The following is a 26474-nucleotide window of genomic DNA, read 5'->3' on the forward strand; positions in this document are numbered from 1 at the left end:
GACCAGATGAAGGTAGAGATAATTAACTTCTAAGTGTAAAGAATTATTTACTTTAAACTTTAACTTATTGTAAAAAAACAATTTAACTTAAGTCATTTTCTTGTTTTACTGTAAATAGATTAAAGTTTGATCTGAGTCATAAAATCCCATATAATTTTCTCCTTAAAAGATATTAATTAAAAGGCTAAGGATGGAATCTTAATTAAGAAAGTAAATGGATTTTACAAATCGCTAATGGTTATTTAAAAGTAAAAACATAGGAGCTATTTAAAGCTCTTATTTCTTGTTTTTATCGAAAATTTTATTCTGGTTTTTTAAGTTATTTGTCATTGTTATCTCAGTACAGATTTATATCTGTACTGGAAAGTTGTTTTTGTCATAAATTATTTACGCTTTTATTTTGAAGTTTAAAAAATGGATATTTATTTTATTTGTCAAGGAGATGTAAATGAAAAGAAGGGTGGTTTTATCATTAATTACTGGGACGTTGATGTCTTTAAGTAGCACGACTTATGGGGTAACAAACGGAACGGTAAAATTTACCGGTAAAATTATGGAAACAACCTGTACCATTTCTGGCGGATCAGCACTTTCTGTCCCAATGGGCGCATTTTTAAAAAGCGAGATAAAAAATAAAGGCGATAAAGTTAGCGGAAGTGAGAGAGATTTCGATATTAAATTAACGGGTTGCCCGGTTGTTACTGGAGCTCCGGTTCTTATGTCTATCGCTTTTACCGGTACGGCAGATCTCGAGGACGACAAGTTGTTAAAATTAGATGCAACAGGCGCTGAAGGGATCGGTATAGGTCTTTACGACAAAGATGGAAATCAAATATCTTTAAATTCAGCTAGCTATGAATACCCGGATGCTATTAATAGCGCTAATGTAAACATTCCTTTTAAAGTCGCTTATGTCGCTAATGGTCAATCTGGCGTAGCAGGAAAGGCAGAGGCTACTCTAAACTTCGACATTTCTTATAAATAAAAATATAAATTAATTTTCATAAAAATTTATTCCCTGGCAGCAGGCGAATTGTGATGGCTATTTGCCAGGGATAATTAACACCATGGACAGTTGTTATGAAATCTAAAATAAATGATTTATTTAATTTGTGTCTTTTTATTAGGAAAATAACGTTGATATTATCAATGTTATTCATATATCCGGCTTGGGCAGGTGTCACCGTTGGAGGAACACGAGTTATCTATGATGGAAATAAAAAAGAGGCGTCAATCTCGGTAATTAATTCCGATGAAACAAAGCCTTATTTAATTCAATCCTTTATCAATAGCAATACAAAAGGTGAGAAACCTCCCTTTGTCGTGACGCCTCCATTATTTCGTTTGGATGCAGGTAAAGAAAGTACGCTCAGAATTGTGCGCACCGGTGGTCACTTACCGGAAGATAGGGAATCGGTGTTTTACCTGAATGTGAAATCTATTCCTTCGGTGCAAGAAAATGAACAAAGTACTTTATTAATAGCGGTTAAAACGAGGATCAAACTGTTTTACCGGCCTAAAGGCATCATTGGAGATGCGGAAGAGGCTTATAAATCATTGATGTTTCGTCGTATTGGTAACCAGCTTGAGGTGAAAAACCCCAGCAATTATTACGTCACTCTAGGACAAATTAGGGTTAATGGTAAAGCTTTGGCAGGCGCGGACATGATAGCTCCGCAGGGTGTTTCCCACTTCTTACTTCCATCGGGCTTAGCGGGTTGTGCCGTAAAGTGGAGCAGCATTAATAGCTACGGTGGTGTCAGCCCGGAGATCACTCAAAAACTGCGGTAAAAGGAAGATGAACGATCAGCAGGAGGCTGAAAAGTATTATGTTAAATATAAATCCAGGTGCGCTAAAGTTATTATTTTGTACGCTCATTTCAGCCTTTTTTTTATGCTTATCATCTTCGGTTCTGGCGCAAGACCATTTTCGATTATCTGCGTTGGAGTTAAGTGATGCAGAGCAAGCTGTTATTGATTTAAGCGCTTTTTCAAACTCTGGTGGTCAATTACCCGGTGAGTATCAGGTGGTTATATTTCTTAACGGAAATGAGAAAGAAACCAGGCGGGTCAGATTTATTCAGACGGCGGATAAAGCATTATTACCACAGTTAACCGTGGATGACCTCCGCCGCTTTGGCGTAAAAATATCGTCAACTCCGACGCTGAGTGATCTTCCTTCAAAACATATTATTGATGACCTTAAAGAATATATTCCTCAGGCGTCTGTTGTTTTTGATTTTTATTCTCAACGTTTGGATATCAGCATCCCGCAGGCTGCGCTAGATGTTCAGGTCAGAGATGCCGTTTCATCGCATTTATGGCAACAGGGGCTGTCTTCATTTTTAGTGAACTATGATTTAACCGGCTCGGATAATCATAATGGAACAAGTAAAAACCAAAGCTATTTTTTAAATGTACGAAGTGGAATTAATATTGGTTCCTGGCGTATCAGAAACCAATCTACCTATAGTCATGACTCTGAAGAAAATAAGGGGGGGAGCCGTTTCTCATCTATTAACAGTTACGTTCAGCGAGATATTCATCGGTTAAAGAGCCAAATGATTCTCGGTGAAGCTTTCACTGACGGGGATGTATTTAACAGTATACAGTTCACGGGTGCATCCATTTCATCCGATAGTTTAATGCTGCCAGGAAGCCAGCGAGGTTTCGCACCCATTATTCGTGGTATCGCTCAAACCAACGCTCGGGTAACGGTTCGCCAAAATAATTATGTTATTTATGAAGGTTATGTGCCGCCTGGGCCGTTTGTTATATCCGATCTCTATTCAACTTCTGGTTCCGGAGATTTAGAGGTTACGATCACCGAAAAGAACGGGCAACAGCGTAAATTTGTCCAGCCATTCTCTTCAGTGCCGATGATGCAAAGAGAAGGGCAATTAAAATACCAGGTAACTTTTGGCCGTTACAGAAGTTCTGGGGCCAATATTTATCAGCCTTATTTTGGTGAAGGCTCCTTTATTTATGGGCTTTCTAATCGAGTCAGTTTACTTTCTGGTATACAGGCTGCTGATAATTATCGCGCGTTAAATACCGGATTTGGACTCGGCTTAGGTAATTTCGGTGCTATCTCTCTGGATACGACTCTGGCCGATGCCAGACTGAAAGATAATCAGCGTAAACAAGGGCAGTCTTATCGTATTCAATATGCAAAAAGTATTGAAACCACGGGAACTTCGCTGACGTTAGCTGGCTATCGCTATTCTACATCGGGCTACTACTCATTTGCGGAAGCAAACGAATATACAGCGAAAAAATCAGTTAACGCTGGGCTAAATAAACGTAGCCAAATACAGTTAACTCTAAATCAGGGAATGGGTGATTTGGGCAGTGTTTATTTGTCAGCCAACCAGCAGGACTACTGGGGAAAGCAGGGAAAAAACCAATCATTATCCGCCGGATATACTATTAATCGCGCGGGTATTGGATATGGATTAAACCTTTCTTATAGCGATAGTCGTGAAAATACCGCCGCCAGGGATAAACAGGTTTCTTTTAACGTTTCTATTCCTTTGGATAAATGGATATCAAATGGAACCCTAACCTACGGTATTAATAGAAACGATCGTGGACAGGGAACACAACAGGTAGCGTTTAATGGAAGTGCTTTGGAAGATCGTGCGCTGTTATACGGTATCCGCATGGATCAAAGTAATAATTATGCGACAACCAGCGCCGGCGCGTCGTTGGAATATGTTCATAATGCTGGACGCATGAATATGGCATATAGCCATAGCGATAATAGCAGAATGCTAAATTACGGATTATCGGGCGGTATTGTTGCTCACCGTGATGGTATTACTTTCTCTCAATCTTTAGGGGAGACGGTGGCATTGGTTAGAGCAGAAGGCGCTGCGGAAGCAAAAATATTAAATCAGAGAGGCATTAAAACTGATTCGAGAGGTTATGCAGTTATTCCGTCTATTGAACCTTATGCCTATAACCGCGTGGCTTTAGATACAGAAGGACTGGCTGACGGCCTCGATTTGGATGAGTCAGTGCAGCAAGTTGTACCAACCCGTGGCGCGGTGGTTGCCGCTGATTTTCGCGTCCGGCAGGGGCACCGAATACTGGTGACATTACTTAGTGATAATAAGCCTGTACCTTTTGGTTCCAGTGCCACGTTGGTAAACGGTGATAGCAGTGGAATTGTTGGTGATGAAGGTGAGTTGTACTTAAACGCCGTTCCAGAAAATGCGGAAATAAAGGTGCAATGGGGAAAAGAGCCTGCTCAGCACTGTTATGCAAAGTTAGATTTATCAAAGATGTCAGATAAATCAGGTGTTTTACGGCTTGTGGCCCAGTGTCGTTATTAAAAGGATTTTTTATGTTTGCTTCTATTAATTATATTTTTCTTAGCCGAAAATATAATAAAACAGGATTGATGTTAGTTATATCTATTATTTTTTGTAGTTATTTAAATGGAGCGAAAGCTGCAAAATCCCCTGTATGTAACGCTAACAGAGCTGTAGGGGTAGTTAATTTTGATGATATTTCTATTCGTCGAGATATGGCTCATTCACCGAAAATAATAGTTAAAACTGTAAGTGGAATTAACGTAAATTGTCCGGGGAAAACCCATCAGGGAATTTATGTTAAGTCTATGCTGGGTGTGTCTAGTATTGGCATAAATAATTATTTTGATACCAATCTGTTAGGAGTGAAAATAAAGTGGAGCCTCCAACCAAATAATTTAAGCCCTCAGGAAATGAATGTTGGTAGTATGAGAGGGATCGGTGTCAGAAAAAACTTCACCGGTAAATTTTATATATCAGTTGATAAGAATGCCGAATCTGGTGTGGTTAATCCAATAAAAATAATATTAGCTCGTCAGGATGAGAAGGGATTCAATACCGATGAGATTTTATTTAGCTACGAAATTCCCAGTTTTAAAGTAACGGCAAAAACCTGTGAAGTCAGGACGCCCCAAATTGATGTTCCAATGGGCGCTGTATTGAAAAATACCTTTAAAGGTGTCGGCAGCACTAGCGGTGAGCGAAGTTTTGATATTGAAGTGCAGTGTAGTGGAGGGGTTCAAGCGACTATTATCTGGCAGGGTGGAAGTAGCAACGGCGTCATCAAAGCGGATTCGACATCTACTTCAGCGGGGGTGGGCATTCAAATAGTTGAGCGGGATGCTCCTTTGGTTTTTGATACAGAACAACCGCTTGGGAGTCTCTCTACTTTAACCCAACTGCCCTATAAGGCCAGATTCTATCAAACCGAGAATAGAATTGCTGCTGGCAGTCTGATGACTACGGCTACTTTCACCGTCAATTATAAATAACCTTAATTTAAGGGCGCAATAGCAGCAGCGCGATAGGGAGTAGATGAGGTAAAAGTATGCTTTTGCCGATTGAGCGCCTTTATTAGCTAGAACTCTGTAAGGGGTGAGTGCTCACTCACCACTTATTGCAATGTTCTTTGATCTTTATGATGGCCTCTGAATAAAATGCCATCATAAATTATCGGGATAAGCACTGTATTTGGCTTAGCCCGATTCGGTTTTGATTATTTACCGATACAGAAACTTGAGAAAATTCGGCCCAGCAAATCATCAGAGCTGAATTCACCGGTTATTTCGCTAAGTGATTGTTGAGCAAGGCGTAACTCCTCAGCCAGAAGCTCGCCAGCCTGTGCGCCAACCAGTTGCTCATGACCTTGAACCAGATGCTGTGCAGCGGCTTCCAGCGCCTGTAAATGGCGGCGCCGAGCCAGGAAGCCCCCTTCGGTATTGCTGGTGAACCCCATGCTTTGTTTTAAGTGATCTCTCAGCAGGTCAATTCCGTCGCCGGTTCGGGCTGATAAACGAATAAGTGAGTAACCATTCACTTCGGTTAAACCAAGCGTCTCGCCTGTCACATCGGCTTTATTACGTACGACGGTAATCGGTAATGTTGCGGGCAAACGAGCCATAAACTCTGGCCAGATTGTCGCAGGTTCAGTAGCATCAGTGGTTGTGCCATCGACCATAAACAGCACTCTGTCAGCCTGTTCGATCTCGTTCCAAGCACGTTCGATACCAATTCGCTCTACTTCGTCGCTTGCTTCCCGTAAGCCAGCGGTATCAATAATATGTAGCGGCATACCGTCGATATGAATATGTTCCCGCAGCACGTCGCGGGTGGTACCGGCGATGTCTGTAACAATGGCGGCTTCATGTCCTGCTAATGCATTGAGAAGACTGGATTTTCCTGCATTTGGGCGACCAGCGATGACCACTTTCATCCCTTCTCGCAGCAGGCTGCCTTGACGAGCCTCGGCGCGTACGTTTTCCAGATCACGCATTACGCCGTTCAACTGGCCTTCTATTTTGCCATCAGAAAGAAAGTCGATTTCCTCATCAGGAAAATCAATCGCAGCTTCCACATAGATTCGCAAGTGAGTGAGTGCTTCCACCAGTTGATGAATTCGGACTGAAAAAGCGCCTTGTAGCGAGTTGACCGCCGAACGCGCGGCCTGCTCAGAACTGGCGTCGATCAGATCGGCGATAGCCTCCGCCTGTGCCAAATCCAGTTTGTCATTGAGAAACGCACGTTCGGAAAATTCCCCCGGGCGAGCAATACGCACGCCTGGCAGGGCCAAGACGCGTTTAAGCAATAAATCCAGTATTACAGGGCCACCATGCCCTTGTAATTCAAGCACGTCCTCGCCGGTGAAAGAATTCGGGCCGGGGAAGTAGAGAGCTATACCCTGATCCAGCGTGGTGCCGTCGGCATCGCGGAAAGGCAAATAGTCGGCATAACGCGGCTTGGGTAATTTACCCAAAACTGCCTCGGCGACGGCCGCCACGGCACGGCCTGAAACACGTAAAATGCCAACGCCACCGCGTCCCGGTGGGGTAGCTTGTGCGACGATCGTATCCGTTGCGCTCATGGTTATCTCTCTCTTGGACGGCGTAAAAGTGGTTTCTACTAAAAAAGAATAAGGCGGTCAATTGACCGCCTTAGGCTATTACTACAGATGATTACCGATACACATTATTTCTTTTTGTCGCGGCTGTGTAAGCCACGTTTTTCCAGGCCACGGTAAATCAACTGCTGCTGAAGGATGGTCACCAAGTTACTGACGATATAGTACAGTACCAGACCTGCTGGGAACCACAGGAAGAACACTGTGAAAATTACCGGCATAAAGGTCATGATCTTCTGCTGCATCGGGTCAGTCACGGTAGTCGGTGACATCTTCTGGATGAAGTACATGGTTATACCCATCAGAATCGGCAGGATGTAGTACGGGTCTTGCGCCGATAAATCATGGATCCACAGGATAAACGGCGCATGGCGCAGCTCAACGGAACTCATCAGCATGTAGTACAAGGCCAGGAAGATTGGCATCTGGATGATCAACGGTAAGCAGCCGCCCAGAGGATTCACTTTCTCAGCTTTGTACAGCGCCATCATTTCCTGGCTCATACGTTGCTTATCGTCGCCGATTCGCTCACGCATCGCGGCCAGTTTAGGCTGCAACATACGCATCTTCGCCATCGAAGTGTACTGCGCCTTCGTCAGCGGGTACATGATACCACGCACGATAAAGGTGATGACAATGATGGAGAAGCCCCAGTTACCGACAAAACCGTGAATGAACTTCAGCAGTTTGAACAGTGGCTGAGAGATAAACCATAGCCAGCCGTAGTCAACAGTCAGGTCAAGATGCGGCGCGATAGCGGCCATTTTGTCCTGAATTTCCGGGCCAACCCACAGGGTTGCTCCCAGCTGTTTCTGTTCACCCGGTTGTACGACAACAGGCGCACCTTTGAAACCGATAGCCGCCAGTCCATTGCCCAGATCGGCAGAATAGAAGGTGTTAGTTTCGTTAGCCGCTGGAATCCACGCGGTTGCAAAATACTGCTGCAACATCGCAACCCAGCCACCTTTGGTGGTGATATTCAGCGGTTCTTTTTCGATTTTATCGAAAGCATACTTCTGATAATTATCTTGATCAGAGGAGTACGCCGCGCCGCGATAAGTGTGCAGTGCGAAGTTATTGCTACCGGTATCACGGTGTTTAGGCAGGTTGATGCTTTGCTTCAATTGCCCAAATAACGTCAATTCCAGCGGTGCGGCAGAGGCGTTTTTAACGTGGTAATCCACGCCAATTGCGTAATCGTTACGTTTAACGATGAACGTTTTCGTAAAGACCGAGCCATCTTTGCCGGTAAAGGTCAGAGGGATACGCAGTTCATCCTGACCGTCAGCCAGCACAAAGCTGTTTTGCGCCACTTCAAACAGCGGACGTTCGCCGTTTGCCGGGTTGTCCGGGCCATTCTTGCCTGTCAGGCCACTTTGCGCCTGATAAACAAAGGCTGGCGTGGTTTCCAACAGCTCAAATGTTTTGTCTGAACCCAGAGAATCCGGGTAAGCCAGCAGGTTAGCCTGCTCAATGTCACCACCACGTGTATTAATGGTCAGAGACAGCACATCAGTTTTAACCGTGATCAATTGGCCTTGGCCACTGGCTGGCACGGCCTGGCTTGCGGTATCACCGTTAGCTGCGTTCGAAGTCTGTTGCGTGGTCTGGGCGGCGGTTTGTGGGTTGTTATCCACTTGCCATGCTTGCCAGATCATGAAAGACACGAACAGCAGCGCGATGAGGAGAAGATTGCGTTGCGAATCCATCGTTAGTGTTCTCTGTTATCGTCGGGTTTCGGCGGCACGGGATCATCGCCACCTGGGTTCAAAGGGTGGCATTTTAATACGCGTTTCAGCGTTAACCAACTGCCTTTTATCATGCCAAACCGGCGCAATGCCTCAATTCCGTAATGAGAGCACGTCGGATGGAAACGACAGCGTGGCCCCAACAGCGGACTGATTACGAGCTGATAGCCCCTAATCAGGCCGATCAGGATGCGGGAGCCTGGCGACAGTGGCGGCGCCATAATTTTTCCAAAGCTTCCGACAACGCACGGTTATCAAGGTCAGCCACACCTTTTTTAACCAACACCACAAAATCCATAGACGGTAACGTGTGCTGATGCAGCCGGAAGCTTTCGCGTGTTAAGCGTTTTATCCGGTTACGTTCGTGAGCACGTTTGACATGTTTTTTGGCGACGGTAAGACCGATGCGGGGATGCCCCAGCTCGTTCAGGCGGCCGAGGATGGTGATTTGCGGCGTGCCAGCCCGTTGTGGCTGCTGGAAGACGAAAGTGAAATGACTGGGAGTTAACAAACGTAACTCCCTAGGGAAAGCGAGCTTAACCACTCAGTCGGTTAGCTTTATTACTTAGAAACAGTCAGACGAGAACGGCTTTTCGCACGACGGCGAGCCAGAACTTGACGACCATTTTTGGTGGCCATACGAGCACGGAAACCGTGGCTACGGTTGCGCTTCAATACGGACGGTTGGAAAGTGCGTTTCATAGCGATTTCTACCTAAACTTAAAATTATTACTGATTCAGTAAACGCGTTTGGCTGCTCGGAGTGAAGACCACCGACGCCTCAATCGCAACATATAAAGAAGCGGGATTGTAATAATTGTACAGTCCTGAGTCAATTCACATTGCGCAAGCCAGTAAGGAAGTTTTCCAAACCGGGAGTTTACCAAGGAGCCTGCCCGTGTTTACCGAAGTATTCCGTTTGGCCAAAGCCATCTGGAAAACAGGCATCACACGTAGGGCTGAGGATTATACGGACTCCCTGATAAATCGCAAGGATCGCATCAAGATCCTTTGTTCTCATCAGGGGATCGGATTGTGGGCAGGCTGTGGGTTATTTCAGGAAAGTCTGAAATTTTTCTTGATTAATGCTGATGTGCTCAACCAAATGCGGCGCGGTGGGTTACACTTGTTTGTCAAGCCACACCTGTGGATAAAAAGGATCTAATCTGTGAGGAAGGGGAGGATCTATTGCTCCTTTTGCGCTATGATCCGCCATTCCGATCGCGATCTCTACTCTGGGATCGTGGGGGGATGTTAATCGTAAAAAAACAACCGTAAAAACGGTTCGCATGTCGCTTCGGCCTGCTACAGGCCAATTGGCGTGTGTCAAAAACGATGATTTACACAATATCCTGATTTCTTTCTTTTATTGATCTTGTTCGAGTGGAGTCCGCCGTGTCACTTTCGCTTTGGCAGCAGTGTCTTGCCCGATTGCAGGATGAGTTACCTGCCACAGAATTTAGTATGTGGATACGCCCCCTACAGGCGGAACTGAGTGACAATACTCTGGCGCTTTACGCACCTAATCGTTTTGTTTTGGACTGGGTACGTGATAAGTACTTAAACAATATCAATGGTTTGCTTAATGACTTCTGCGGTACAAACGTACCCTTGCTTCGCTTTGAAGTTGGCAGCAAACCCATGGTGCAAACACAGAATCAACCGGTTACCGCCGCCAGCGTCAGTGCGCCCGCCGCTCCGGTGATTCGCAGTGCGCCGATGCGTCCGAGTTGGGACAGCTCACCGGCGCAGCCAGAGCTTTCTTATCGCTCTAACGTCAACCCTAAGCACACTTTCGATAACTTTGTTGAAGGTAAATCTAACCAGCTGGCCCGCGCGGCAGCCCGTCAGGTTGCGGATAATCCGGGTGGTGCCTATAACCCGCTATTCCTCTACGGCGGCACCGGCTTGGGTAAAACTCACCTGTTACACGCGGTGGGGAATGGCATCATGGCGCGTAAAGCCAATGCCAAAGTGGTTTACATGCATTCCGAACGCTTTGTGCAGGACATGGTAAAAGCGTTGCAAAACAACGCAATTGAAGAATTTAAGCGTTATTATCGTTCAGTAGATGCGTTACTGATCGATGATATCCAGTTCTTTGCCAATAAAGAGCGTTCACAAGAAGAGTTCTTCCATACTTTCAACGCCTTGCTTGAAGGTAATCAACAAATCATTTTGACTTCGGATCGCTACCCGAAAGAGATAAATGGCGTGGAAGATCGTCTGAAATCACGCTTTGGTTGGGGTTTGACGGTCGCCATTGAGCCGCCGGAGCTGGAAACCCGCGTTGCGATCCTGATGAAAAAAGCGGATGAAAATGATATTCGTCTGCCAGGAGAAGTGGCGTTCTTTATTGCCAAACGCCTGCGTTCTAACGTTCGTGAGCTGGAAGGGGCGCTGAACCGCGTCATTGCCAACGCGAACTTTACCGGACGCGCCATTACCATTGATTTTGTGCGTGAAGCGCTGCGTGATTTGCTGGCGTTACAGGAAAAACTGGTCACTATCGATAATATTCAGAAGACAGTGGCCGAGTATTATAAAATCAAGGTCGCAGACCTGCTCTCCAAACGGCGTTCTCGTTCGGTGGCTCGCCCACGCCAAATGGCGATGGCATTGGCCAAAGAGCTAACCAACCACAGCCTGCCTGAAATCGGCGATGCGTTTGGTGGCCGCGACCACACCACGGTGTTGCACGCCTGCCGGAAAATTGAGCAGTTGCGTGAAGAAAGTCACGACATCAAAGAAGATTTCTCTAACTTAATCAGAACATTATCCTCCTAGCGCTATGAAATTTATCATTGAACGTGAGCATCTGCTAAAACCCCTGCAACAGGTCAGTAGCCCGCTGGGTGGACGTCCGACGTTGCCAATTCTGGGCAATCTGTTGCTGCAAGTCACGGAAGGCTCTTTGCTGCTGACCGGTACCGATCTGGAAATGGAAATGGTGGCGCGAGTCGCCTTGTCCCACTCCCATGAACAGGGCGCAACGACCGTGCCTGCGCGGAAGTTTTTTGATATCTGGCGTGGGTTGCCGGAAGGGGCTGAAATTACCGTGGCGCTGGATGGCGATCGCCTGCTGGTGCGTTCTGGTCGCAGCCGATTCTCGTTGTCTACGCTGCCTGCCGCTGATTTTCCGAATCTGGATGACTGGCAAAGTGAGGTAGAATTTATGCTGCCTCAGGCCACGATGAAGCGTCTGATTGAGTCAACCCAGTTTTCAATGGCCCATCAGGATGTGCGTTACTACTTGAACGGTATGCTGTTTGAAACCGAAGGTGAAGAACTGCGCACCGTAGCCACCGACGGCCATCGCTTGGCGGTGTGCTCAATGCCTATTGGCCAGACTTTGCCTTCACATTCGGTGATCGTGCCGCGTAAAGGGGTCATGGAACTGGTTCGATTGCTGGACGGCGGCGACACGCCACTGCGTCTGCAAATTGGCAGTAACAACATTCGTGCTCACGTGGGTGATTTTATTTTCACTTCCAAGCTGGTTGACGGCCGTTTCCCTGATTATCGCCGTGTATTGCCGAAGAATCCGGATAAAACGCTGGAAGCAGGCTGTGATTTGCTGAAGCAGGCCTTCGCCCGCGCCGCTATTTTATCGAATGAGAAATTCCGCGGTGTTCGCCTCTATGTTAGCCATAATCAGCTCAAGATCACGGCAAACAACCCTGAGCAGGAAGAAGCCGAAGAGATTCTGGACGTTAGCTATGAAGGCGAGGAAATGGAAATCGGTTTCAACGTCAGCTACGTACTGGATGTGCTTAACGCTTTGAAATGTGAAGATGTTCGCCTATTGCTAACGGATTCGACTTCAAGCGTACAGATTGAAGATAGCGCGAGTCAGGCGGCGGCTTACGTAGTCATGCCAATGCGTTTGTAGTATTTATCGGGCTGTCTATTTGCCTGCATGGATGAGGCTGAACTCTGCTCACATCCAGTCTGCCGGCGATAATGACGTCCTCGATCATAAGAATAAGAACCAGCTTCATGGCTTTGACGCGTTTACTGATAAAAGATTTTCGTAATATCGAATCTGCAGATCTGGCACCGGCCGCGGGATTTAATTTTCTCGTCGGCCCCAATGGCAGCGGCAAAACCAGCGTACTCGAAGCAGTATATACCCTTGGTCATGGTAGGGCTTTTCGTAGCCTACAGGCAGGAAGAGTGATTCGCCATGACTGTCCTGAGTTTGTATTACATGGGCGGGTAGACGGCGGTGAGCGTGAGTTGTCCGTTGGGTTAAGCAAGAGTCGCCAGGGCGACAGTAAAGTGCGGATTGATGGCAGTGACGGCCATAAAGTGGCTGAGCTGGCGCAAATGTTGCCAATGCAGCTGATCACGCCAGAAGGTTTTACCTTATTGAACGGCGGGCCGAAGTTTCGGCGCGCTTTTTTAGACTGGGGTTGCTTTCATAATGAACCCGGTTTCTTTACTGCCTGGAGCAACCTGAAAAGGTTACTTAAGCAGCGCAACGCCGCGCTGCGCCAGGTGAATCGCTATGCGCAAATACGGCCTTGGGATCAGGAAATTATCCCGCTGGCTGAGCGTATTAGCGAATGGCGAGCGGCATACAGTGACGCCATTGCCGCAGATATTGCTGCGACATGCGCCCTGTTCCTGCCAGAGTTCGCCCTGAGTTTCTCTTTCCAGCGTGGCTGGGACAAAGAGAGCGACTACGGTGAGTTGCTGGAACGCCAGTTTGAGCGTGACAGAGCGCTAACCTATACCGCCGTCGGCCCGCATAAAGCGGATTTCCGCATTCGGGCCGAGGGTACGCCGGTAGAAGATTTGCTATCGCGCGGTCAGCTAAAACTGCTGATGTGCGCGCTGCGGTTAGCGCAGGGTGAGTTTCTCACCCGACAGAGCGGGCGGCGTTGCCTGTATCTGCTTGACGATTTTGCTTCTGAACTGGACACCGGCCGACGCCGTTTATTGGCTGAGCGTTTGAAAGCCACCCAGGCACAGGTTTTTGTCAGTGCGGTTAGCGCTGAACAAGTAACCGACATGGTAGGTGAAAAGGGCAAGATGTTCCGAGTGGAACATGGCAAAATAGAGGTTCAACCACAGGATTAAAGATGAGCGAGAAACGTTGATGTCGAATACTTATGACTCCTCAAGTATCAAGGTATTAAAAGGGCTGGATGCGGTTCGTAAGCGTCCGGGCATGTATATCGGTGATACTGATGACGGTACCGGTCTGCACCACATGGTATTCGAGGTTGTGGACAACGCTATCGACGAAGCCCTCGCGGGTCACTGTAAAGAAATTCAGGTGACTATTCACGCCGATAACTCCGTATCCGTACAGGATGACGGCCGTGGTATTCCTACCGGTCTGCATGAAGAAGAAGGGGTTTCCGCGGCAGAGGTCATCATGACCGTGCTTCACGCCGGCGGTAAGTTTGATGATAACTCCTATAAAGTGTCTGGTGGTCTGCACGGCGTTGGGGTTTCGGTTGTCAACGCCCTTTCTGAAAAATTGGAATTGGTCATTCGTCGTGAAGGTAAAGTTCACGAGCAAACTTATAAAATGGGTGAGCCACAGGGGCCGCTGAAAGTTGTCGGTGAAACCGAACAAACCGGCACCATGGTACGTTTCTGGCCGAGTTTCCAGACCTTTACCAATAATACTGAATTCCAGTATGAAATTCTGGCGAAACGCCTGCGCGAGCTGTCATTCCTGAACTCAGGCGTTTCCATTAAGTTGAAAGATAAGCGTAACGATAAAGAAGACCACTTCCATTACGAAGGTGGGATCAAGGCGTTTGTCGAGTACCTGAACAAGAACAAAAACCCGATTCACCCAAAAGTCTTTTATTTCTCTACGGTAAAAGACGATATTGGCGTGGAAGTGGCGTTGCAGTGGAACGATGGTTTCCAGGAAAACATCTACTGCTTTACCAACAACATTCCTCAGCGGGATGGCGGTACCCATTTGGTTGGTTTCCGTACGGCGATGACCCGTACCCTGAACAGCTATATGGATAAAGAAGGCTACAGCAAAAAAGCGAAAATCAGCGCTACCGGCGACGATGCTCGTGAAGGCCTGATCGCCGTAGTTTCGGTAAAAGTTCCCGATCCTAAGTTCTCCTCTCAGACCAAAGACAAGCTGGTTTCTTCCGAAGTGAAAACCGCGGTTGAAACGCTGATGAATGAGAAGCTGGTCGAATATCTGTTGGAAAACCCAACCGACGCCAAAATCGTGGTCGGTAAAATCATTGATGCCGCTCGTGCTCGCGAAGCAGCGCGTAAAGCTCGTGAAATGACTCGCCGTAAAGGCGCGTTGGATTTGGCCGGTCTGCCGGGCAAATTGGCAGACTGTCAGGAACGCGATCCGGCGCTGTCCGAACTCTACTTAGTGGAAGGGGACTCAGCGGGCGGTTCGGCTAAACAAGGCCGTAACCGTAAGAATCAGGCGATTCTGCCGCTGAAAGGTAAGATTCTTAACGTTGAGAAAGCGCGTTTCGATAAGATGCTGTCTTCGCAGGAAGTCGCTACCTTGATTACTGCGCTGGGCTGCGGGATTGGCCGGGATGAATATAACCCGGACAAACTGCGCTATCACAGCATCATTATCATGACCGATGCCGACGTCGATGGTTCTCACATCCGTACGTTGCTATTGACCTTCTTCTATCGTCAGATGCCGGAAATTATTGAGCGTGGCCATGTGTTTATTGCTCAGCCGCCGCTGTATAAAGTGAAGAAAGGCAAGCAGGAGCAGTACATCAAAGATGATGATGCGATGGAGCAATATCAAATGTCTCTGGCATTGGATGGCGCGGCTCTGCATATCAACGCTAATGCACCAGCAATGTCTGGCGAACCATTGGAGAAACTGGTTGCTGAACACTACAGCGTGCAGAAAACCATTACTCGCATGGAGCGCCGTTATCCGCGTGCGCTGCTGAATAACCTGATTTATCAGCCAACGCTGTTGGAAGACGATTTAGACAATAAAGAAGCGGTACAGCAGTGGATCGATTCTCTGGTGAACTTGCTGAATGAAAATGAACAGCACGGTAGCAGCTACAGCTCGATCGTTCGTGAAAACCGTGAGCGTCAGATGTTTGAGCCGATTCTGCGCATTCGTACCCACGGGGTTGATACCGATTACGATCTGGACTTCGAATTCATTCACGGCGGTGAATATCGCAAGATTTGTACGCTGGGTGAGAAACTGCGTGGCCTGATCGAAGAAGGTGCGTACGTTGAGCGCGGCGAGCGTCGTTTCGCGGTCGATAGCTTCGAAGAAGCATTGGATTGGCTGGTGAAAGAATCCCGCCGTGGTCTGGCAATTCAGCGTTATAAAGGTCTGGGGGAAATGAACCCGGATCAACTTTGGGAAACCACTATGGACCCAGAAAGTCGCCGTATGCTACGCGTAATGGTGAAAGATGCCATTGCCGCAGACCAACTGTTTACCACTCTGATGGGTGATGCAGTGGAACCACGCCGTGCCTTTATCGAAGAAAACGCCTTAAAAGCAGCAAATATCGATATCTGATAAATTGCGGCAATAAGAAAACCGGAGCAGGCGACTGTCTCTGGTTTTTTTTTGCCTGAAAAGCCAGTTTAGGCGCGATTTGCAGCCAATATTGCTGCTTCGAGCCAGGTTTCATAGGCAAGCAGGCGGTTGAGTAAACCCTTGCTAGCATTCGTTCGCTGAATCGCGTTAGCATGATGCAAGACGATGTAAATATATGAGGGTGTCATGGCTATTGAATTGATTGCGATTGATATGGACGGTACGCTGCTTAACGGGCTTCACCAAATTACCCCTAGAGTAAAGCAGGCCATCGAGGCCGCACAGAAAAAAGGCGTGGTGGTGGTACTGGCTACCGGCCGGCCTTATATCGGTGTCACTCAATATCTGCGCGAACTGAATATGGAAAACAGCAACGATTATTGCATTAGCAATAACGGTGCATTAGTTCAAAAAGCCGCGACCGGTGAATGTGTGTTGCAGGAAACCTTAAGCTTTGATGATTATCTTTATTTCGAAGCTCTGGCGCGGCAGTTAGGCGTGCATTTCCACGCTTTTGATTACAATACGTTGTATACCGCTAACAAAGACATCAGTAAGTACACCATTCACGAAACTGTTCTGACGGGAATTTCGTTGAAATACCGTAGTGTCAGTGAAATGGACCCAACAATGCGTTTCCCTAAAGTGATGATGATCGATGAACCAGAGCTTTTGGATCGCGCCATCGCACAGATTCCTGCCGAAGTGTTCGAGAAGTTCACTATTATGAAAAGCTCGCCTTACTTCCTGGAAATTCTAAGTAAACGCGTTGATAAAGGTGCCGGTGTTAAAATGCTGGCGGAGCATCTAGGCATCGCACAGGAAAATGTGATGACTTTAGGCGATCAGAGTAATGATTACGCGATGATTGAATATGCTGGCCTGGGCGTGGCGATGGGGAATGCTATTCCCGAGCTAAAAGAGATTGCCCAGTACGTGACGGCAACTAATGAAGAAGATGGCGTAGCGCTAGCCATTGAAAAGTTTGTGCTGAATCAACGTTAATTTGCTGCTAAATAACGTAAAAAACGCTTTAGGGGCCATTAGTGGCCCCTTCCTGTTCTGAGGCTCAGGGGCAGGAAAGCAGAATGCTTTTTACGATCTGTACATCCTGAATGCCCAAGCCAGTTAAATCTGCCAGCGTGATTTGACGATCATTTTCTCTAACGGGTTTATTTAGCGCCAATACTTCACCGATCTCGCTAATGGGTGTTGCCTGAAGTAACTGCTGCTGAAAAGCATGGGAAATCTCACCGAATGCGCGGCATTGCGCCAATGAATCCACCAGAATCTTATCTGCTTTGGCCACAAGTTGGATTTCCAACTCTTGTTTGCCAGTAGCATCAGCGCCGACTGCGGTGATGTGAGTACCGGGTTGAATGTCTTTAGCCCGCAAAATAGGTTCGCGGCTCGGCGTAGTCGTCACGATAAATTGACACTTTTCCGCTAACTGGCTGGCATTTTGCGTGATCTGTACGCGAAAACCTTCTGATTCAGCAAATAACTGATAATCGTATAATGCTTCAGGATTTCGTCCCCAAACCCAGACATCCCGACAATTAATTACGGCCTTCAGGTGCACCAACTGTAAGCGAGCCTGTAAGCCGGTGCCCACAATGCCAATAGCTGTAATGTGTTTTGGGGCACAAAGTTCGGCAACAATTCGACCGGCTAATGCGGTGCGCAGAGCGGTTAGCCAGCCTTCATCCATTAATAGCGCCTGTGGCTCACCGGTTTTGGCCGAGAAGGCCATCATCAAACCTTGATTGCTGGATAATCCTAATGATGGATTGGTGTAAAATCCGCTGGAAACTTTCACGACAAAACTGTCGTCTCCTTCCAGATAGCCACTTTTGATACAGCAATCGCCATTAGCCTGTGTGAATAACAAATGCTGTACCGCCGGCATCTGAACCTGCTGCTGGCTGAACGCGATAAATCCTTGTTTTAGCAGTAAAGTGGTACGATCGGCGGCGAAACTGTCGAATATTTGCTGTTTATTGAGGATAAGCATCAGGAAACGGCCTTAAGGTACTTTTCCAGTACGATATTTTTACCACACAGTACAACCGCCACTTTTTTGCCTTGCCATTGTGGTGCCTGTTGCAATGCTGCCGCCAGCGCCACGCCCGCCGCCCCTTCAATCATCCAGCGGTCGCTGCGGGCAATTAACTGCATGGCTTGTCTGATCTCTTCTTCGGTAACCAGTACTTTATCGTCGATCAGTTTTTGACATAGCGGGAAAGTTATCGCGCCAGTTTCTACGCCGCCAGCGGTGCCGTCAGACAACGTTTCCTGCTCTTCCACTTCATAGATTTCGCCGGCTAGCAGATTGCTATACATGCTGGTGGCATTCGCTGGCCAACAGGCGATAATCCGCGTATTTGGCGACAACTTCTTCAATACGGTTGCGATTCCGGCGATATAGCCGCCACCGCCAACGGAAACAAAAACCGCGTCCAGATTCGGCTGCTGTTCGACGATTTCCATGCCGCAGGTGCCTTGTCCGGCGATAACTTGCTCGTCGTTGTAGGGGGAAATATAGACTTTCCCCTGTTCCTGAGCCGCCTTGGCTCCGGCCAGTTCTGCATTTAAGGCATCACCGGCTACCAGCTCGATTTTTCCGCCCAGCGCGCGAATGGCGTCTAATTTGATGGCTGCAGCCTGTTCTGGGGCATAAATAGTGGCTTCGACGCCCAGCAGTTTTGCGGCTAGCGCCACGCCCTGACCGTGATTGCCGGTAGAGGCGGCGATCACGCCGCGCTGGCGTTGTTCTTCGCTCAGTAGGCGCAGTTTGTTACTGGCACCACGAAATTTAAAGGAACCGGTGTGCTGAAGATGATCGCATTTGAGATAAACCTCACAACCAGTGTGCTGCGAGAGCAACGGACTGTAATCCAGTGGCGTAATGCGTACCTGCGGACGCAGAATCTGATGGGCTTCCTGAATGGCATCAAATAGCGAACTCATAGGGATTCCTTATTATTTTTTAGGTAGTTGTAAACCGTTGCTCTGCCAATTCCGAGGATTTTCGCTACATAGCCCGCGGCATTTTTGCCTTTAAATCCGCCGTGCTGATAAAGCGCTTCAACTAAGGCGCGGCGGCTAGGATTATTCAGCGTTGAGAGAGAAAGCTGCTGTTGCTGCAACCACTGGTGAATAAAAGTATTGATACGTTCCTGCCAGTCATCCTGAAATAAAACTGCAGGTTGAGGCTGTAACCCGCTGTTATTGAGGAATATATCCAACGCCATTTTGGCGTTTTCAAACACGGTAATATCCAGATTGATACACAGTAACCCGATAATTTTCCCGTCATCGTCCCGCAGCACCGAGCTAATTGAACGAAGCTGACGACCATCCCAATTGCGTTTTTGATAAGGTCCCAGCAGCTTTGCACTTTGGTCGAACGCCAGCTCGCTTAAATTGGAATCCTCTCCCAATTGACGATGTGAATAGTTATTGGCGATATAAACCAGAGTCTGACTGGCCATATCGTGAATAGCGACTTCGGCATAGGGGGCAAAAAGGATCGCGATAGCATCGGCAATGGTGTGATAGCGGCTCAGCATAGGTATCTCTATTTATACTCAATCTATTTGTACTTTAAATTCTATATTAGACATTAAATTCTAAATTGGAAGCGACGAAGGTGAATAAATCGCCCGTTGGGTCGCGCGGATGGTATATCGCGGATGACGGAGTGCGGCGAATGGGGCAGGATGAGCGCTATACGGGTTATCAGCGAGAAGCGATATGAGCCATCAGGAAAAACAGTTAACTTTCGATCCTCGAGGTCATCAGCTCACCAATATCAATGTCTGGACGGCGGACAGCCAGTGGCTGGTATATGACGTCCGGCCAAACGGGGCTTCTTTCACCGGTTTAACTATTGAAAGAGTCAATTGTAATACGGGAGTGATTGAGGTTATTTATCGTGCTCAGCACGGCGCTCACGTTGGTGTAGTGACCGCCAGCCCTGATAATCCCTCTCGCTACGTATTTATCCACGGCCCGGAACATCCGGATAGCCAATGGCATTATGATTTTCATCATCGGCGCGGTGTGATTGTCAGCGAGCCGGATCGGGAGTTGGCCATTACGTTGGACGCTATGGATATCACTGCGCCTTATACTCCCGGCGCTTTGCGTGGCGGGACTCATGTCCATGTTTTTAGCCCCGACGGCTCGCGTCTGAGTTTTACCTATAACGACCATGTGCTGCATGAACGCGATCCCGCGCTGGATTTACGTAACGTTGGTGTTGCCGTGCCGTTGCATGGGGTTAATCCGCCAAAGCATCATCCTCGTGAATATGATGGCAGCCATTTCTGCGTTCTGGTCAGCCGTACCACGTCAATGCCACGGCCAGGGAGTGATGAAATCAACCGCGCTTATGAAGAAGGCTGGATTGGCAAACAGGGCTACTTGAAAGCCGACGGCAGCCGACAACGCTGGGCGCTGGCGTTTATTGGCGATACGGTCGCGGCGGATGGTTCTAAACTGCCTGAAGTCTTTATTGTTGATTTACCGGAAAAAAACCGAGAATTCGCCCGAGCAGGTTCTAGCCCCTTGGAGGGAGATGAATACCGTCTTCCAGCGCCTCCGTTGGGGGTAAATCAACGGCGGTTGACTTATACGGAAAAACGCAGATATCCAGGGCTGGCGATCACGCCACGCCACTGGTTACGCTCCTCCCCGGACGGTAGCGCCATTGCCTGTTTGATGAGGGATGATGCGGGAATCGTACAGCTTTATCTGGTTTCTCCGCTGGGCGGCGAATCACGGCAATTGACTCATGGCGGGCACGGCGTGCAATCGGCTTTCAGTTGGAGTCCTAAGGGCGACAGAATTGCTTTTGTCAGAGATAACAGTGTGGTGTGTTGCGAAATTGGCAGCGGCCAGGTTCAGCGGCTAACTCAGCGAACCGCGGTCCCCCCATTGGGAGACGCGGTGGTCTTTTCCCCTGATGGGACGAAAGTTGCCTATATGCGGGAGGTCGACGGTTGGTCGCAGATTTTTGTGGTTGAAGCCGGCTAATTGAACATTAACCGGTAAGTCCTATATTAATCGATAAATAATAAATTCACTGAATGGGGTGAGCGCTGGCGGCCATATTTTGCGCTTCTTCCTGACGGATACGTTCTCGGGGCGAGCCGGGCGCAGGGTCGTTATCTGAACGCAGATAATCGTAAGGCAGAAATAGCGTGTCCATTACGGCAGAAAAGGGTAAATCAACGGCTAGCAGCGGGCGCAACGCCCAGCCGGTGTTGTCATCCTTGAGCATGGCGACGTTAGCCTGGGTGCCGGAATAGTAGCCCTGACTGCTACTGGTGTGAGTCATAATGCTGGAACAGCCGCTGGTAAACAGCAGGGTACAGCCAGTGACCATAGGAAGAACGGTAGCTCTTATCATATCGTTACATCTCATTTGGCAGTGTTCAGGTTGTCAGCCAACATAAAAGCGATCTCTCAGAGTTATAACATTTTGCTGTCGCTTTAATATAATAATTACACGCAGATGTGGCGGCGCTCCCAATTCAGTGTATGCGATAACTCTGTTTTTAGAGCAAAAATCTTTAGTTAAAAAAATTTTTTCATTTTGACAGTTGAAATGAAAAAATTCGATCCCATCTTATTATCAGGCCGAGAGAGAATATGCCGTCAGGGTATTCTGGCCAAGAGTCTGTCCATTAAGGAAGACCTATTTAACCTTGCTAATGAATTTAGGAGGCAGTTGTTATGCGTAATTCAGATCTTGCTCCATTATACCGCTCTGCTATTGGTTTTGATCGTCTGTTTAACTTATTAGAAACTGGTCAGAGCCAGAATAACGGCGGCTATCCTCCGTATAATGTCGAGCTGGTAGATGAAAATAACTACCGTATTGCTATCGCCGTTGCCGGTTTTGCCGAGCAGGAACTGGAGATAGTCACTCAGGACAACCTGTTGATTGTCCGTGGTTCTCACGTAGAAGCTCCAGCACAGCGCACTTATTTATATCAAGGGATCGCGGAACGAAACTTTGAACGCAAATTCCAATTGGCTGAACACATTAAAATTAAAGGCGCCAATTTAGAGAATGGCCTGCTGTATATCGATCTGGAACGAATTGTTCCTGAAAGTATGAAACCTCGTCGGATTGAGATTAAATAAAATTTAAATAATGTGCATTAGGCACATTATTAATCAAGAGTTTGGTCTGCCGTAATCGGGGGCCAACCTGTCACGGGTTAATAACACCTGTTTGTTATTTAACAGCAGACTTTGATTTGAAAAAAAAGTTATTAACGCGGCCGTGGCAGCCTATTACCTCGCTTCAAAGAAGGAGTTAACACTATGCGTAATTATGATTTGTCACCTCTGCTTCGTCAGTGGATTGGTTTTGATAAATTGGCGAGCACTATGCAGGGTTCTACCGAGGCACAGGGGTTCCCTCCATATAACATCGAAAAAAGTGATGATAACCACTACCGTATCTCTCTGGCGCTGGCTGGGTTCAAGCAAAGTGAACTGGAGATCGAAGTTGAAGGCCCTCGCTTGACGGTTCGTGGTAAGCCAGCACCCGTGGAGAAACAGGTGGAATATCTGCATCAGGGTCTGATTCGTAAAGAGTTTAATCTGACCTTCACTCTGGCAGAGCACCTGAACGTCGATAACGCGCAGTTTGAAAACGGCCTGCTGCATATCGACTTGCTGCGTCAGGTTCCTGAAGCACTCCAGCCACAGCGTATTACTATCGGTCGTCCGGTAGAAGATCGCCCGGCATTGGATAACGCAGAAACCGTTCAGCAGTAATTTGCAGTGACCCAACTCGCACCGGTCTCCCTTCCGGGAGCCGGTGCAGATAATAAAAAAAGTAAAACCCTCCTCCCTAGCTTTTGGCGCCGGAAACATTCCTGTTATCCGGCGCATTTTGTGGTGCATCCCACAGTCCCTTCGTTGCCCTTCTGCCAGAATCCCTACTAATTGTAAGAATTTAAGACCGAGGTCGGTTGACCGGATTTTAAACTTAGGCAAGGAAGTGATTTATGACTGATATCGCCCTTACCGTCAGTATGTTGGCGCTGGTCGCCGTATTGGGGTTATGGATCGGTAATTGGAAGATATATGGCGTTGGGTTAGGGATTGGTGGAGTATTATTTGGCGGAATTATTGTTGGTCATTTCGCCCAAACTTATCAGGTCAGTCTCAACGGTGACATGCTTCACTTTATTCAGGAGTTTGGCCTGATTCTGTTCGTTTATACCATTGGTATTCAGGTTGGGCCGGGGTTTTTCTCTTCTCTACGAGTTTCCGGACTGCGCCTGAATGCTTTCGCCATATTAATGGTAGTGATGGGTTGTCTGGTAACGGCGGTTATCCACAAACTTTTCAACGTGCCTCTACCGATCATTCTCGGTATTTTTTCCGGTGCAGTTACCAACACTCCGGCGCTGGGCGCGGCTCAGCAGGTATTGACGGATTTAGGATCTTCTCCTCAGTTGGTTGGGCAAATGGGGATGGGATATGCCATGGCCTATCCTTTTGGTATCTGCGGGATTCTGTTGGTTATGTGGCTGATCCGGCTAGGATTCAAGATAAATGTCGATCGTGAAGCTAAAGATTTTGATAGCAGGAGCGGACAAAACCGTGAACTGCTGCAAACCATGAACGTCGCGGTACGCAATCCTAATTTGGATGGCTTGGCGATGCAGGATATTCCGCTGTTAAATAGCGATGATGTGGTGTGCTCTCGCCTGAAACGCGGTGATTTATTGATGGTACCGCTGCCTGCTACCTTAATTGAGTTAGGCGATTACCTGCATTTAGTTGGACAGCGCGAATATCTGGAAAAAGTGCGTTTAGTGCTTGGTGAAGAGGTGGATGTGGCGCTTTCCACCGCCGGCAGCGCGCTGCAATCGGCACGGATGGTGGTGACCAACGAGGCTGTTTTAGGCAAAAAAATTCGCGATTTAAACCTGAAACAGAAATACGACGTCGCTATTACTCGGTTAAACCGAGCCGGTATCGAGCTAGTCGCCAGCAACAACGCCAGCCTGCAATTCGGTGATATTTTAAATCTGGTAGGGCGACCGGAATCCATTGAGGCGGTCGCTGCGGTTATAGGTAACGCTCAACAAAAACTGCAACAAGTACAAATGTTGCCGGTATTTATCGGCGTAGGATTAGGGGTGTTACTGGGGTCAATACCGCTGTTTGTTCCCGGTTTTCCTGCGGCTTTACGCTTGGGATTGGCAGGTGGCCCACTGGTTATCGCATTGATTTTAGGGCGTATCGGTAGCATCGGTAAACTGTACTGGTTTATGCCGCCTAGCGCTAATCTGGCGCTGCGTGAGCTAGGTATAGTCCTTTTCCTGTCGGTGGTTGGGTTGAAATCAGGCGGTGATTTTATTAATACGCTGCTTTATGGCGATGGGCTGGCGTGGATTGGCTATGGCGCGATGATTACCGCGATTCCCCTGCTAACCGTCGGGATTCTGGCGCGAATTCTCACTAAAATGAATTACCTGACGCTATGCGGCATGTTGGCGGGTTCTATGACCGATCCTCCGGCGCTGGCTTTCGCCAATGGCTTACACCCAACCAGTGGTGCTGCGGCGCTGTCTTATGCCACCGTGTATCCGCTAGCAATGTTCCTAAGGATTATGTCTCCGCAGATACTGGCCGTACTGTTCTGGACGTTGTAGCGCTTTTAGGTCGCTAAATACCCCAAAGGACAACCGAGGTTGTTCTTTGGGGTTTGAGAGAGCAGTTCAGTTATTCAGCCGCCTAGCGCAGTTTTGCTATGCCATTGTTTACTATATTGATTGCTGCTCACTATACCGATAGCGAACATCGCCTTATTTCTCTCCGCGCTTCATCGTTGTTAGCGCGCTTCCTGATAAGCCAATTCCACTTCTTCTGCCAGAATCGCGACACCTTTTTCGATCTGTTCTGGGTCTGGCACGTAGTTCATCCGCATACACTGATGAGTATGAGGCCAATCATGTTCCAAACCGGGGAAGAAGTAGTGGCCGGGTACCATCAATACGCCGCGTTTCTTCAGGCGTTGATAGAGTATTTCCGTGGTAATCGGCAGGTCTTTAAACCATAACCATAGGAAAATCGCGCCTTCCGGCTTATGAATCAGACAGCGTTCGGCGGGAAGATAACGCCGAATAATTTCAAGAGTATGCTGCACGCGTTGAGAATAGAACGGACGAATTACATTGTTGGATAAGTCTAGCAGATCGCCGCGTTGAATCATTTCTGCCGCTATCGCTGGCCCCATGCTGCCCGGAGACAGGCTGATAATGCCATTCATATTCGTAATGGCGGAAATCACTTTTTCATCGGCGACAACGATGCCACAGCGAGAACCCGGCAGGCCAAGCTTTGACAGACTCATGCACAGAATAATATTCGGGTTCCACAGGGGGGTTGCGTCGCTAAAAATAATACCGGGGAAAGGCACGCCGTAGGCGTTATCGATCAGTAGCGGCACATCATGCTGCTGTGCCAGAGCATCCAAACGAATTAATTCTTCATCTGTAATGACGTTTCCGGTCGGATTAGTCGGTCGAGAGACACAAATCAGCCCGATATCATCGGTAATCTTTAGGTGATCGAAGTCGACGTGATATTTGAACTGGCCTTCCGGCAGTAGCTCAATATTCGGTTTAGTCGAAACAAACAGCCCTTCATCCAAACCGGCATCGGCGTAGCCTAAATATTCAGGTGCCAGCGGGAATAATACCCGACGCAGCGATCCGTCGGCGTGGCGGCCAGCGAATAAATTGAATAAGTAGAAAAACGCGCTTTGGCTACCGTTTGTTAGTGCAATATTCTGTGGTTCGACCTGCCAACCTAACTCATCACTCAGCATTTTTGCCAGCGCGTTTAGCAGCAGATTCTTACCCTGCGGGCCATCGTAGTTACATAGCGCCTCTGTGAGCTGTCCTTTATCCAGCATCTCCTGACATAGCCGCCGGAAGTAGGCATCCATCTCAGGAATTTGAGCCGGATTGCCACCGCCAAGCATGATAGCGCCCGGCGTGCGTAATCCTTCATTCAGGTCATCCATCAACCGTGTAATGCCCGCGTAGCGGGTAAACTTATCGCCAAAAAGTGAAAACTTCATAAATGCTGACTAATTGTTATCGGAGGTAAAGGAGCACCATACAGCCAGATAATTGCGGGTGCAACGTACCCATAATTCTACCTTGTGCGCAGATATATCAATAAAACTCGATATGTCAGGATAATAGTCT

General features: G+C 47.8%; 24 protein-coding genes. 14 read left to right on the plus strand and 10 right to left on the minus strand.

Annotated elements, in window-relative coordinates:
- The first annotated feature begins 448 nt into the window (after window positions 1–448).
- From ACQ4OC_RS14040 to ACQ4OC_RS14055, 4 genes are all read left to right on the plus strand, one after another.
- On the plus strand, window positions 449–985 hold the full coding sequence (locus ACQ4OC_RS14040) for a fimbrial protein (RefSeq protein WP_064515960.1): 537 nt from the start codon (window positions 449–451) through the stop codon (window positions 983–985).
- Between the two features lie 95 nt (window positions 986–1080).
- On the plus strand, window positions 1081–1791 hold the full coding sequence (locus ACQ4OC_RS14045; protein WP_235600968.1) for a fimbrial biogenesis chaperone: 711 nt from the start codon (window positions 1081–1083) through the stop codon (window positions 1789–1791).
- 38 nt (window positions 1792–1829) lie between these two features.
- Window positions 1830–4337: a fimbria/pilus outer membrane usher protein gene (locus tag ACQ4OC_RS14050; protein WP_064515957.1), complete on the plus strand. Its 2508-nt coding sequence runs from the start codon at window positions 1830–1832 to the stop codon at window positions 4335–4337.
- A gap of 11 nt (window positions 4338–4348) precedes the next feature.
- Entirely contained in the window at window positions 4349–5308 is a 960-nt protein-coding gene (locus ACQ4OC_RS14055; RefSeq protein ID WP_120806533.1) for a fimbrial protein, read from the plus strand.
- 224 nt (window positions 5309–5532) lie between these two features.
- Here the strand turns inward: ACQ4OC_RS14055 and mnmE are convergent, their stop codons facing one another.
- The 5 genes from mnmE to rpmH all read right to left on the minus strand — a co-directional run bounded on the left by mnmE (window position 5533) and on the right by rpmH (window position 9383).
- Window positions 5533–6897 (minus strand): tRNA uridine-5-carboxymethylaminomethyl(34) synthesis GTPase MnmE, encoded by a 1365-nt coding sequence (gene mnmE / locus ACQ4OC_RS14060; protein WP_064515953.1) that lies wholly within the window; start codon window positions 6895–6897, stop codon window positions 5533–5535.
- Between the two features lie 104 nt (window positions 6898–7001).
- Window positions 7002–8642, minus strand: a complete 1641-nt coding sequence (gene yidC / locus ACQ4OC_RS14065; protein WP_064515951.1) for a membrane protein insertase YidC — start codon at window positions 8640–8642, stop codon at window positions 7002–7004.
- Window positions 8643–8644: 2 nt separating this feature from the next.
- A complete protein-coding gene (gene yidD, locus ACQ4OC_RS14070; protein WP_049597413.1) occupies window positions 8645–8902 on the minus strand; it encodes a membrane protein insertion efficiency factor YidD in 258 nt (85 codons plus the stop codon).
- Window positions 8866–9225, minus strand: coding sequence for a ribonuclease P protein component (gene rnpA / locus ACQ4OC_RS14075; RefSeq protein ID WP_120806532.1), 360 nt, complete (start codon window positions 9223–9225; stop codon window positions 8866–8868). Before rnpA ends, yidD begins: the two co-directional genes overlap by 37 nt.
- Before the next feature lie 17 nt (window positions 9226–9242).
- Complete coding sequence (gene rpmH / locus ACQ4OC_RS14080; RefSeq protein ID WP_002220736.1) at window positions 9243–9383, minus strand: 50S ribosomal protein L34; 141 nt, start codon at window positions 9381–9383, stop codon at window positions 9243–9245.
- Between the two features lie 196 nt (window positions 9384–9579).
- Between rpmH and ACQ4OC_RS14085 the strand changes: the two genes are divergently transcribed.
- The 6 genes from ACQ4OC_RS14085 to yidA all read left to right on the plus strand — a co-directional run bounded on the left by ACQ4OC_RS14085 (window position 9580) and on the right by yidA (window position 17226).
- Window positions 9580–9846, plus strand: a complete 267-nt coding sequence (locus ACQ4OC_RS14085; protein ID WP_430971279.1) for a hypothetical protein — start codon at window positions 9580–9582, stop codon at window positions 9844–9846.
- A 230-nt stretch (window positions 9847–10076) separates the two neighbouring features.
- The gene (gene dnaA / locus ACQ4OC_RS14090; RefSeq protein ID WP_049597411.1) at window positions 10077–11468 is read left to right on the plus strand and encodes a chromosomal replication initiator protein DnaA; all 1392 of its coding nucleotides are present in this window, start codon (window positions 10077–10079) and stop codon (window positions 11466–11468) included.
- A 4-nt stretch (window positions 11469–11472) separates the two neighbouring features.
- The gene (gene dnaN, locus ACQ4OC_RS14095; RefSeq protein WP_064515947.1) at window positions 11473–12573 is read left to right on the plus strand and encodes a DNA polymerase III subunit beta; all 1101 of its coding nucleotides are present in this window, start codon (window positions 11473–11475) and stop codon (window positions 12571–12573) included.
- A 107-nt stretch (window positions 12574–12680) separates the two neighbouring features.
- Complete coding sequence (gene recF / locus ACQ4OC_RS14100) at window positions 12681–13766, plus strand: DNA replication/repair protein RecF (RefSeq protein ID WP_430971280.1); 1086 nt, start codon at window positions 12681–12683, stop codon at window positions 13764–13766.
- A gap of 19 nt (window positions 13767–13785) precedes the next feature.
- On the plus strand, window positions 13786–16200 hold the full coding sequence (gene gyrB / locus ACQ4OC_RS14105; RefSeq protein WP_064515941.1) for a DNA topoisomerase (ATP-hydrolyzing) subunit B: 2415 nt from the start codon (window positions 13786–13788) through the stop codon (window positions 16198–16200).
- Between the two features lie 207 nt (window positions 16201–16407).
- Window positions 16408–17226: a sugar-phosphatase gene (gene yidA, locus ACQ4OC_RS14110; RefSeq protein WP_064515939.1), complete on the plus strand. Its 819-nt coding sequence runs from the start codon at window positions 16408–16410 to the stop codon at window positions 17224–17226.
- A gap of 64 nt (window positions 17227–17290) precedes the next feature.
- Here the strand turns inward: yidA and ACQ4OC_RS14115 are convergent, their stop codons facing one another.
- Genes ACQ4OC_RS14115 through ACQ4OC_RS14125 form a run of 3 tightly spaced genes read right to left on the minus strand, consistent with a single transcriptional unit; the run spans window position 17291 to window position 19793 of the window.
- Entirely contained in the window at window positions 17291–18235 is a 945-nt protein-coding gene (locus ACQ4OC_RS14115; RefSeq protein WP_430971281.1) for an ornithine cyclodeaminase family protein, read from the minus strand.
- A complete protein-coding gene (locus ACQ4OC_RS14120) occupies window positions 18235–19191 on the minus strand; it encodes a threonine/serine dehydratase (protein WP_120806530.1) in 957 nt (318 codons plus the stop codon). The genes ACQ4OC_RS14115 and ACQ4OC_RS14120 overlap by 1 nt, the downstream gene beginning before the upstream one ends.
- On the minus strand, window positions 19188–19793 hold the full coding sequence (locus tag ACQ4OC_RS14125) for a helix-turn-helix transcriptional regulator (RefSeq protein WP_064515934.1): 606 nt from the start codon (window positions 19791–19793) through the stop codon (window positions 19188–19190). Before ACQ4OC_RS14125 ends, ACQ4OC_RS14120 begins: the two co-directional genes overlap by 4 nt.
- 184 nt (window positions 19794–19977) lie before the next feature.
- Between ACQ4OC_RS14125 and ACQ4OC_RS14130 the strand changes: the two genes are divergently transcribed.
- The gene (locus tag ACQ4OC_RS14130; RefSeq protein WP_064515932.1) at window positions 19978–21261 is read left to right on the plus strand and encodes a DUF3748 domain-containing protein; all 1284 of its coding nucleotides are present in this window, start codon (window positions 19978–19980) and stop codon (window positions 21259–21261) included.
- A gap of 46 nt (window positions 21262–21307) precedes the next feature.
- On the opposite strand, the gene ACQ4OC_RS14135 is transcribed toward ACQ4OC_RS14130, so the two are convergent.
- The gene (locus ACQ4OC_RS14135) at window positions 21308–21637 is read right to left on the minus strand and encodes a YceK/YidQ family lipoprotein (protein WP_371112909.1); all 330 of its coding nucleotides are present in this window, start codon (window positions 21635–21637) and stop codon (window positions 21308–21310) included.
- A 326-nt stretch (window positions 21638–21963) separates the two neighbouring features.
- Between ACQ4OC_RS14135 and ibpA the strand changes: the two genes are divergently transcribed.
- The 3 genes from ibpA to ACQ4OC_RS14150 all read left to right on the plus strand — a co-directional run bounded on the left by ibpA (window position 21964) and on the right by ACQ4OC_RS14150 (window position 24911).
- Window positions 21964–22377, plus strand: a complete 414-nt coding sequence (ibpA, locus tag ACQ4OC_RS14140) for a small heat shock chaperone IbpA (RefSeq protein WP_064515931.1) — start codon at window positions 21964–21966, stop codon at window positions 22375–22377.
- A 183-nt stretch (window positions 22378–22560) separates the two neighbouring features.
- Window positions 22561–23019, plus strand: a complete 459-nt coding sequence (ibpB, locus tag ACQ4OC_RS14145; protein ID WP_064515929.1) for a small heat shock chaperone IbpB — start codon at window positions 22561–22563, stop codon at window positions 23017–23019.
- Between the two features lie 233 nt (window positions 23020–23252).
- Entirely contained in the window at window positions 23253–24911 is a 1659-nt protein-coding gene (locus tag ACQ4OC_RS14150) for a putative transporter (protein ID WP_064515927.1), read from the plus strand.
- 179 nt (window positions 24912–25090) lie between these two features.
- Here ACQ4OC_RS14150 and ACQ4OC_RS14155 read toward each other — a convergent pair whose 3' ends face one another.
- Window positions 25091–26344 carry a valine--pyruvate transaminase gene (locus ACQ4OC_RS14155; protein ID WP_064515926.1) on the minus strand — a complete coding sequence of 418 codons (1254 nt, stop codon included), beginning with the start codon at window positions 26342–26344 and terminating at the stop codon, window positions 25091–25093.
- Window positions 26345–26474 lie beyond the last annotated feature (130 nt).

It is taken from the genome of Yersinia sp. J1 (genome assembly GCF_050586585.1).
In the GTDB taxonomy this organism is placed as follows: Bacteria; Pseudomonadota; Gammaproteobacteria; order Enterobacterales; family Enterobacteriaceae; genus Yersinia; species Yersinia entomophaga.

What these genes read in the sequence shown, in the direction of transcription:
- ACQ4OC_RS14045 (WP_235600968.1), top strand. Translation starts at nt 1,081, where the DNA reads ATGAAATCTAAAATAAATGATTTATTTAATTTGTGTCTTTTTATTAGG.
- ACQ4OC_RS14040 (WP_064515960.1), top strand. Translation starts at nt 449, where the DNA reads ATGAAAAGAAGGGTGGTTTTATCATTAATTACTGGGACGTTGATGTCT.
- ACQ4OC_RS14055 (WP_120806533.1), top strand. Translation starts at nt 4,349, where the DNA reads ATGTTTGCTTCTATTAATTATATTTTTCTTAGCCGAAAATATAATAAA.
- ACQ4OC_RS14155 (WP_064515926.1), bottom strand. Translation starts at nt 26,344, where the DNA reads ATGAAGTTTTCACTTTTTGGCGATAAGTTTACCCGCTACGCGGGCATT.
- ACQ4OC_RS14050 (WP_064515957.1), top strand. Translation starts at nt 1,830, where the DNA reads ATGTTAAATATAAATCCAGGTGCGCTAAAGTTATTATTTTGTACGCTC.
- ACQ4OC_RS14135 (WP_371112909.1), bottom strand. Translation starts at nt 21,637, where the DNA reads ATGATAAGAGCTACCGTTCTTCCTATGGTCACTGGCTGTACCCTGCTG.
- yidD (WP_049597413.1), bottom strand. Translation starts at nt 8,902, where the DNA reads ATGGCGCCGCCACTGTCGCCAGGCTCCCGCATCCTGATCGGCCTGATT.
- ACQ4OC_RS14150 (WP_064515927.1), top strand. Translation starts at nt 23,253, where the DNA reads ATGACTGATATCGCCCTTACCGTCAGTATGTTGGCGCTGGTCGCCGTA.
- rpmH (WP_002220736.1), bottom strand. Translation starts at nt 9,383, where the DNA reads ATGAAACGCACTTTCCAACCGTCCGTATTGAAGCGCAACCGTAGCCAC.
- gyrB (WP_064515941.1), top strand. Translation starts at nt 13,786, where the DNA reads ATGTCGAATACTTATGACTCCTCAAGTATCAAGGTATTAAAAGGGCTG.
- yidA (WP_064515939.1), top strand. Translation starts at nt 16,408, where the DNA reads ATGGCTATTGAATTGATTGCGATTGATATGGACGGTACGCTGCTTAAC.
- ACQ4OC_RS14130 (WP_064515932.1), top strand. Translation starts at nt 19,978, where the DNA reads ATGAGCCATCAGGAAAAACAGTTAACTTTCGATCCTCGAGGTCATCAG.
- mnmE (WP_064515953.1), bottom strand. Translation starts at nt 6,897, where the DNA reads ATGAGCGCAACGGATACGATCGTCGCACAAGCTACCCCACCGGGACGC.
- yidC (WP_064515951.1), bottom strand. Translation starts at nt 8,642, where the DNA reads ATGGATTCGCAACGCAATCTTCTCCTCATCGCGCTGCTGTTCGTGTCT.
- recF (WP_430971280.1), top strand. Translation starts at nt 12,681, where the DNA reads ATGGCTTTGACGCGTTTACTGATAAAAGATTTTCGTAATATCGAATCT.
- ACQ4OC_RS14125 (WP_064515934.1), bottom strand. Translation starts at nt 19,793, where the DNA reads ATGCTGAGCCGCTATCACACCATTGCCGATGCTATCGCGATCCTTTTT.
- ibpB (WP_064515929.1), top strand. Translation starts at nt 22,561, where the DNA reads ATGCGTAATTATGATTTGTCACCTCTGCTTCGTCAGTGGATTGGTTTT.
- ACQ4OC_RS14115 (WP_430971281.1), bottom strand. Translation starts at nt 18,235, where the DNA reads ATGCTTATCCTCAATAAACAGCAAATATTCGACAGTTTCGCCGCCGAT.
- ACQ4OC_RS14120 (WP_120806530.1), bottom strand. Translation starts at nt 19,191, where the DNA reads ATGAGTTCGCTATTTGATGCCATTCAGGAAGCCCATCAGATTCTGCGT.
- dnaN (WP_064515947.1), top strand. Translation starts at nt 11,473, where the DNA reads ATGAAATTTATCATTGAACGTGAGCATCTGCTAAAACCCCTGCAACAG.
- ibpA (WP_064515931.1), top strand. Translation starts at nt 21,964, where the DNA reads ATGCGTAATTCAGATCTTGCTCCATTATACCGCTCTGCTATTGGTTTT.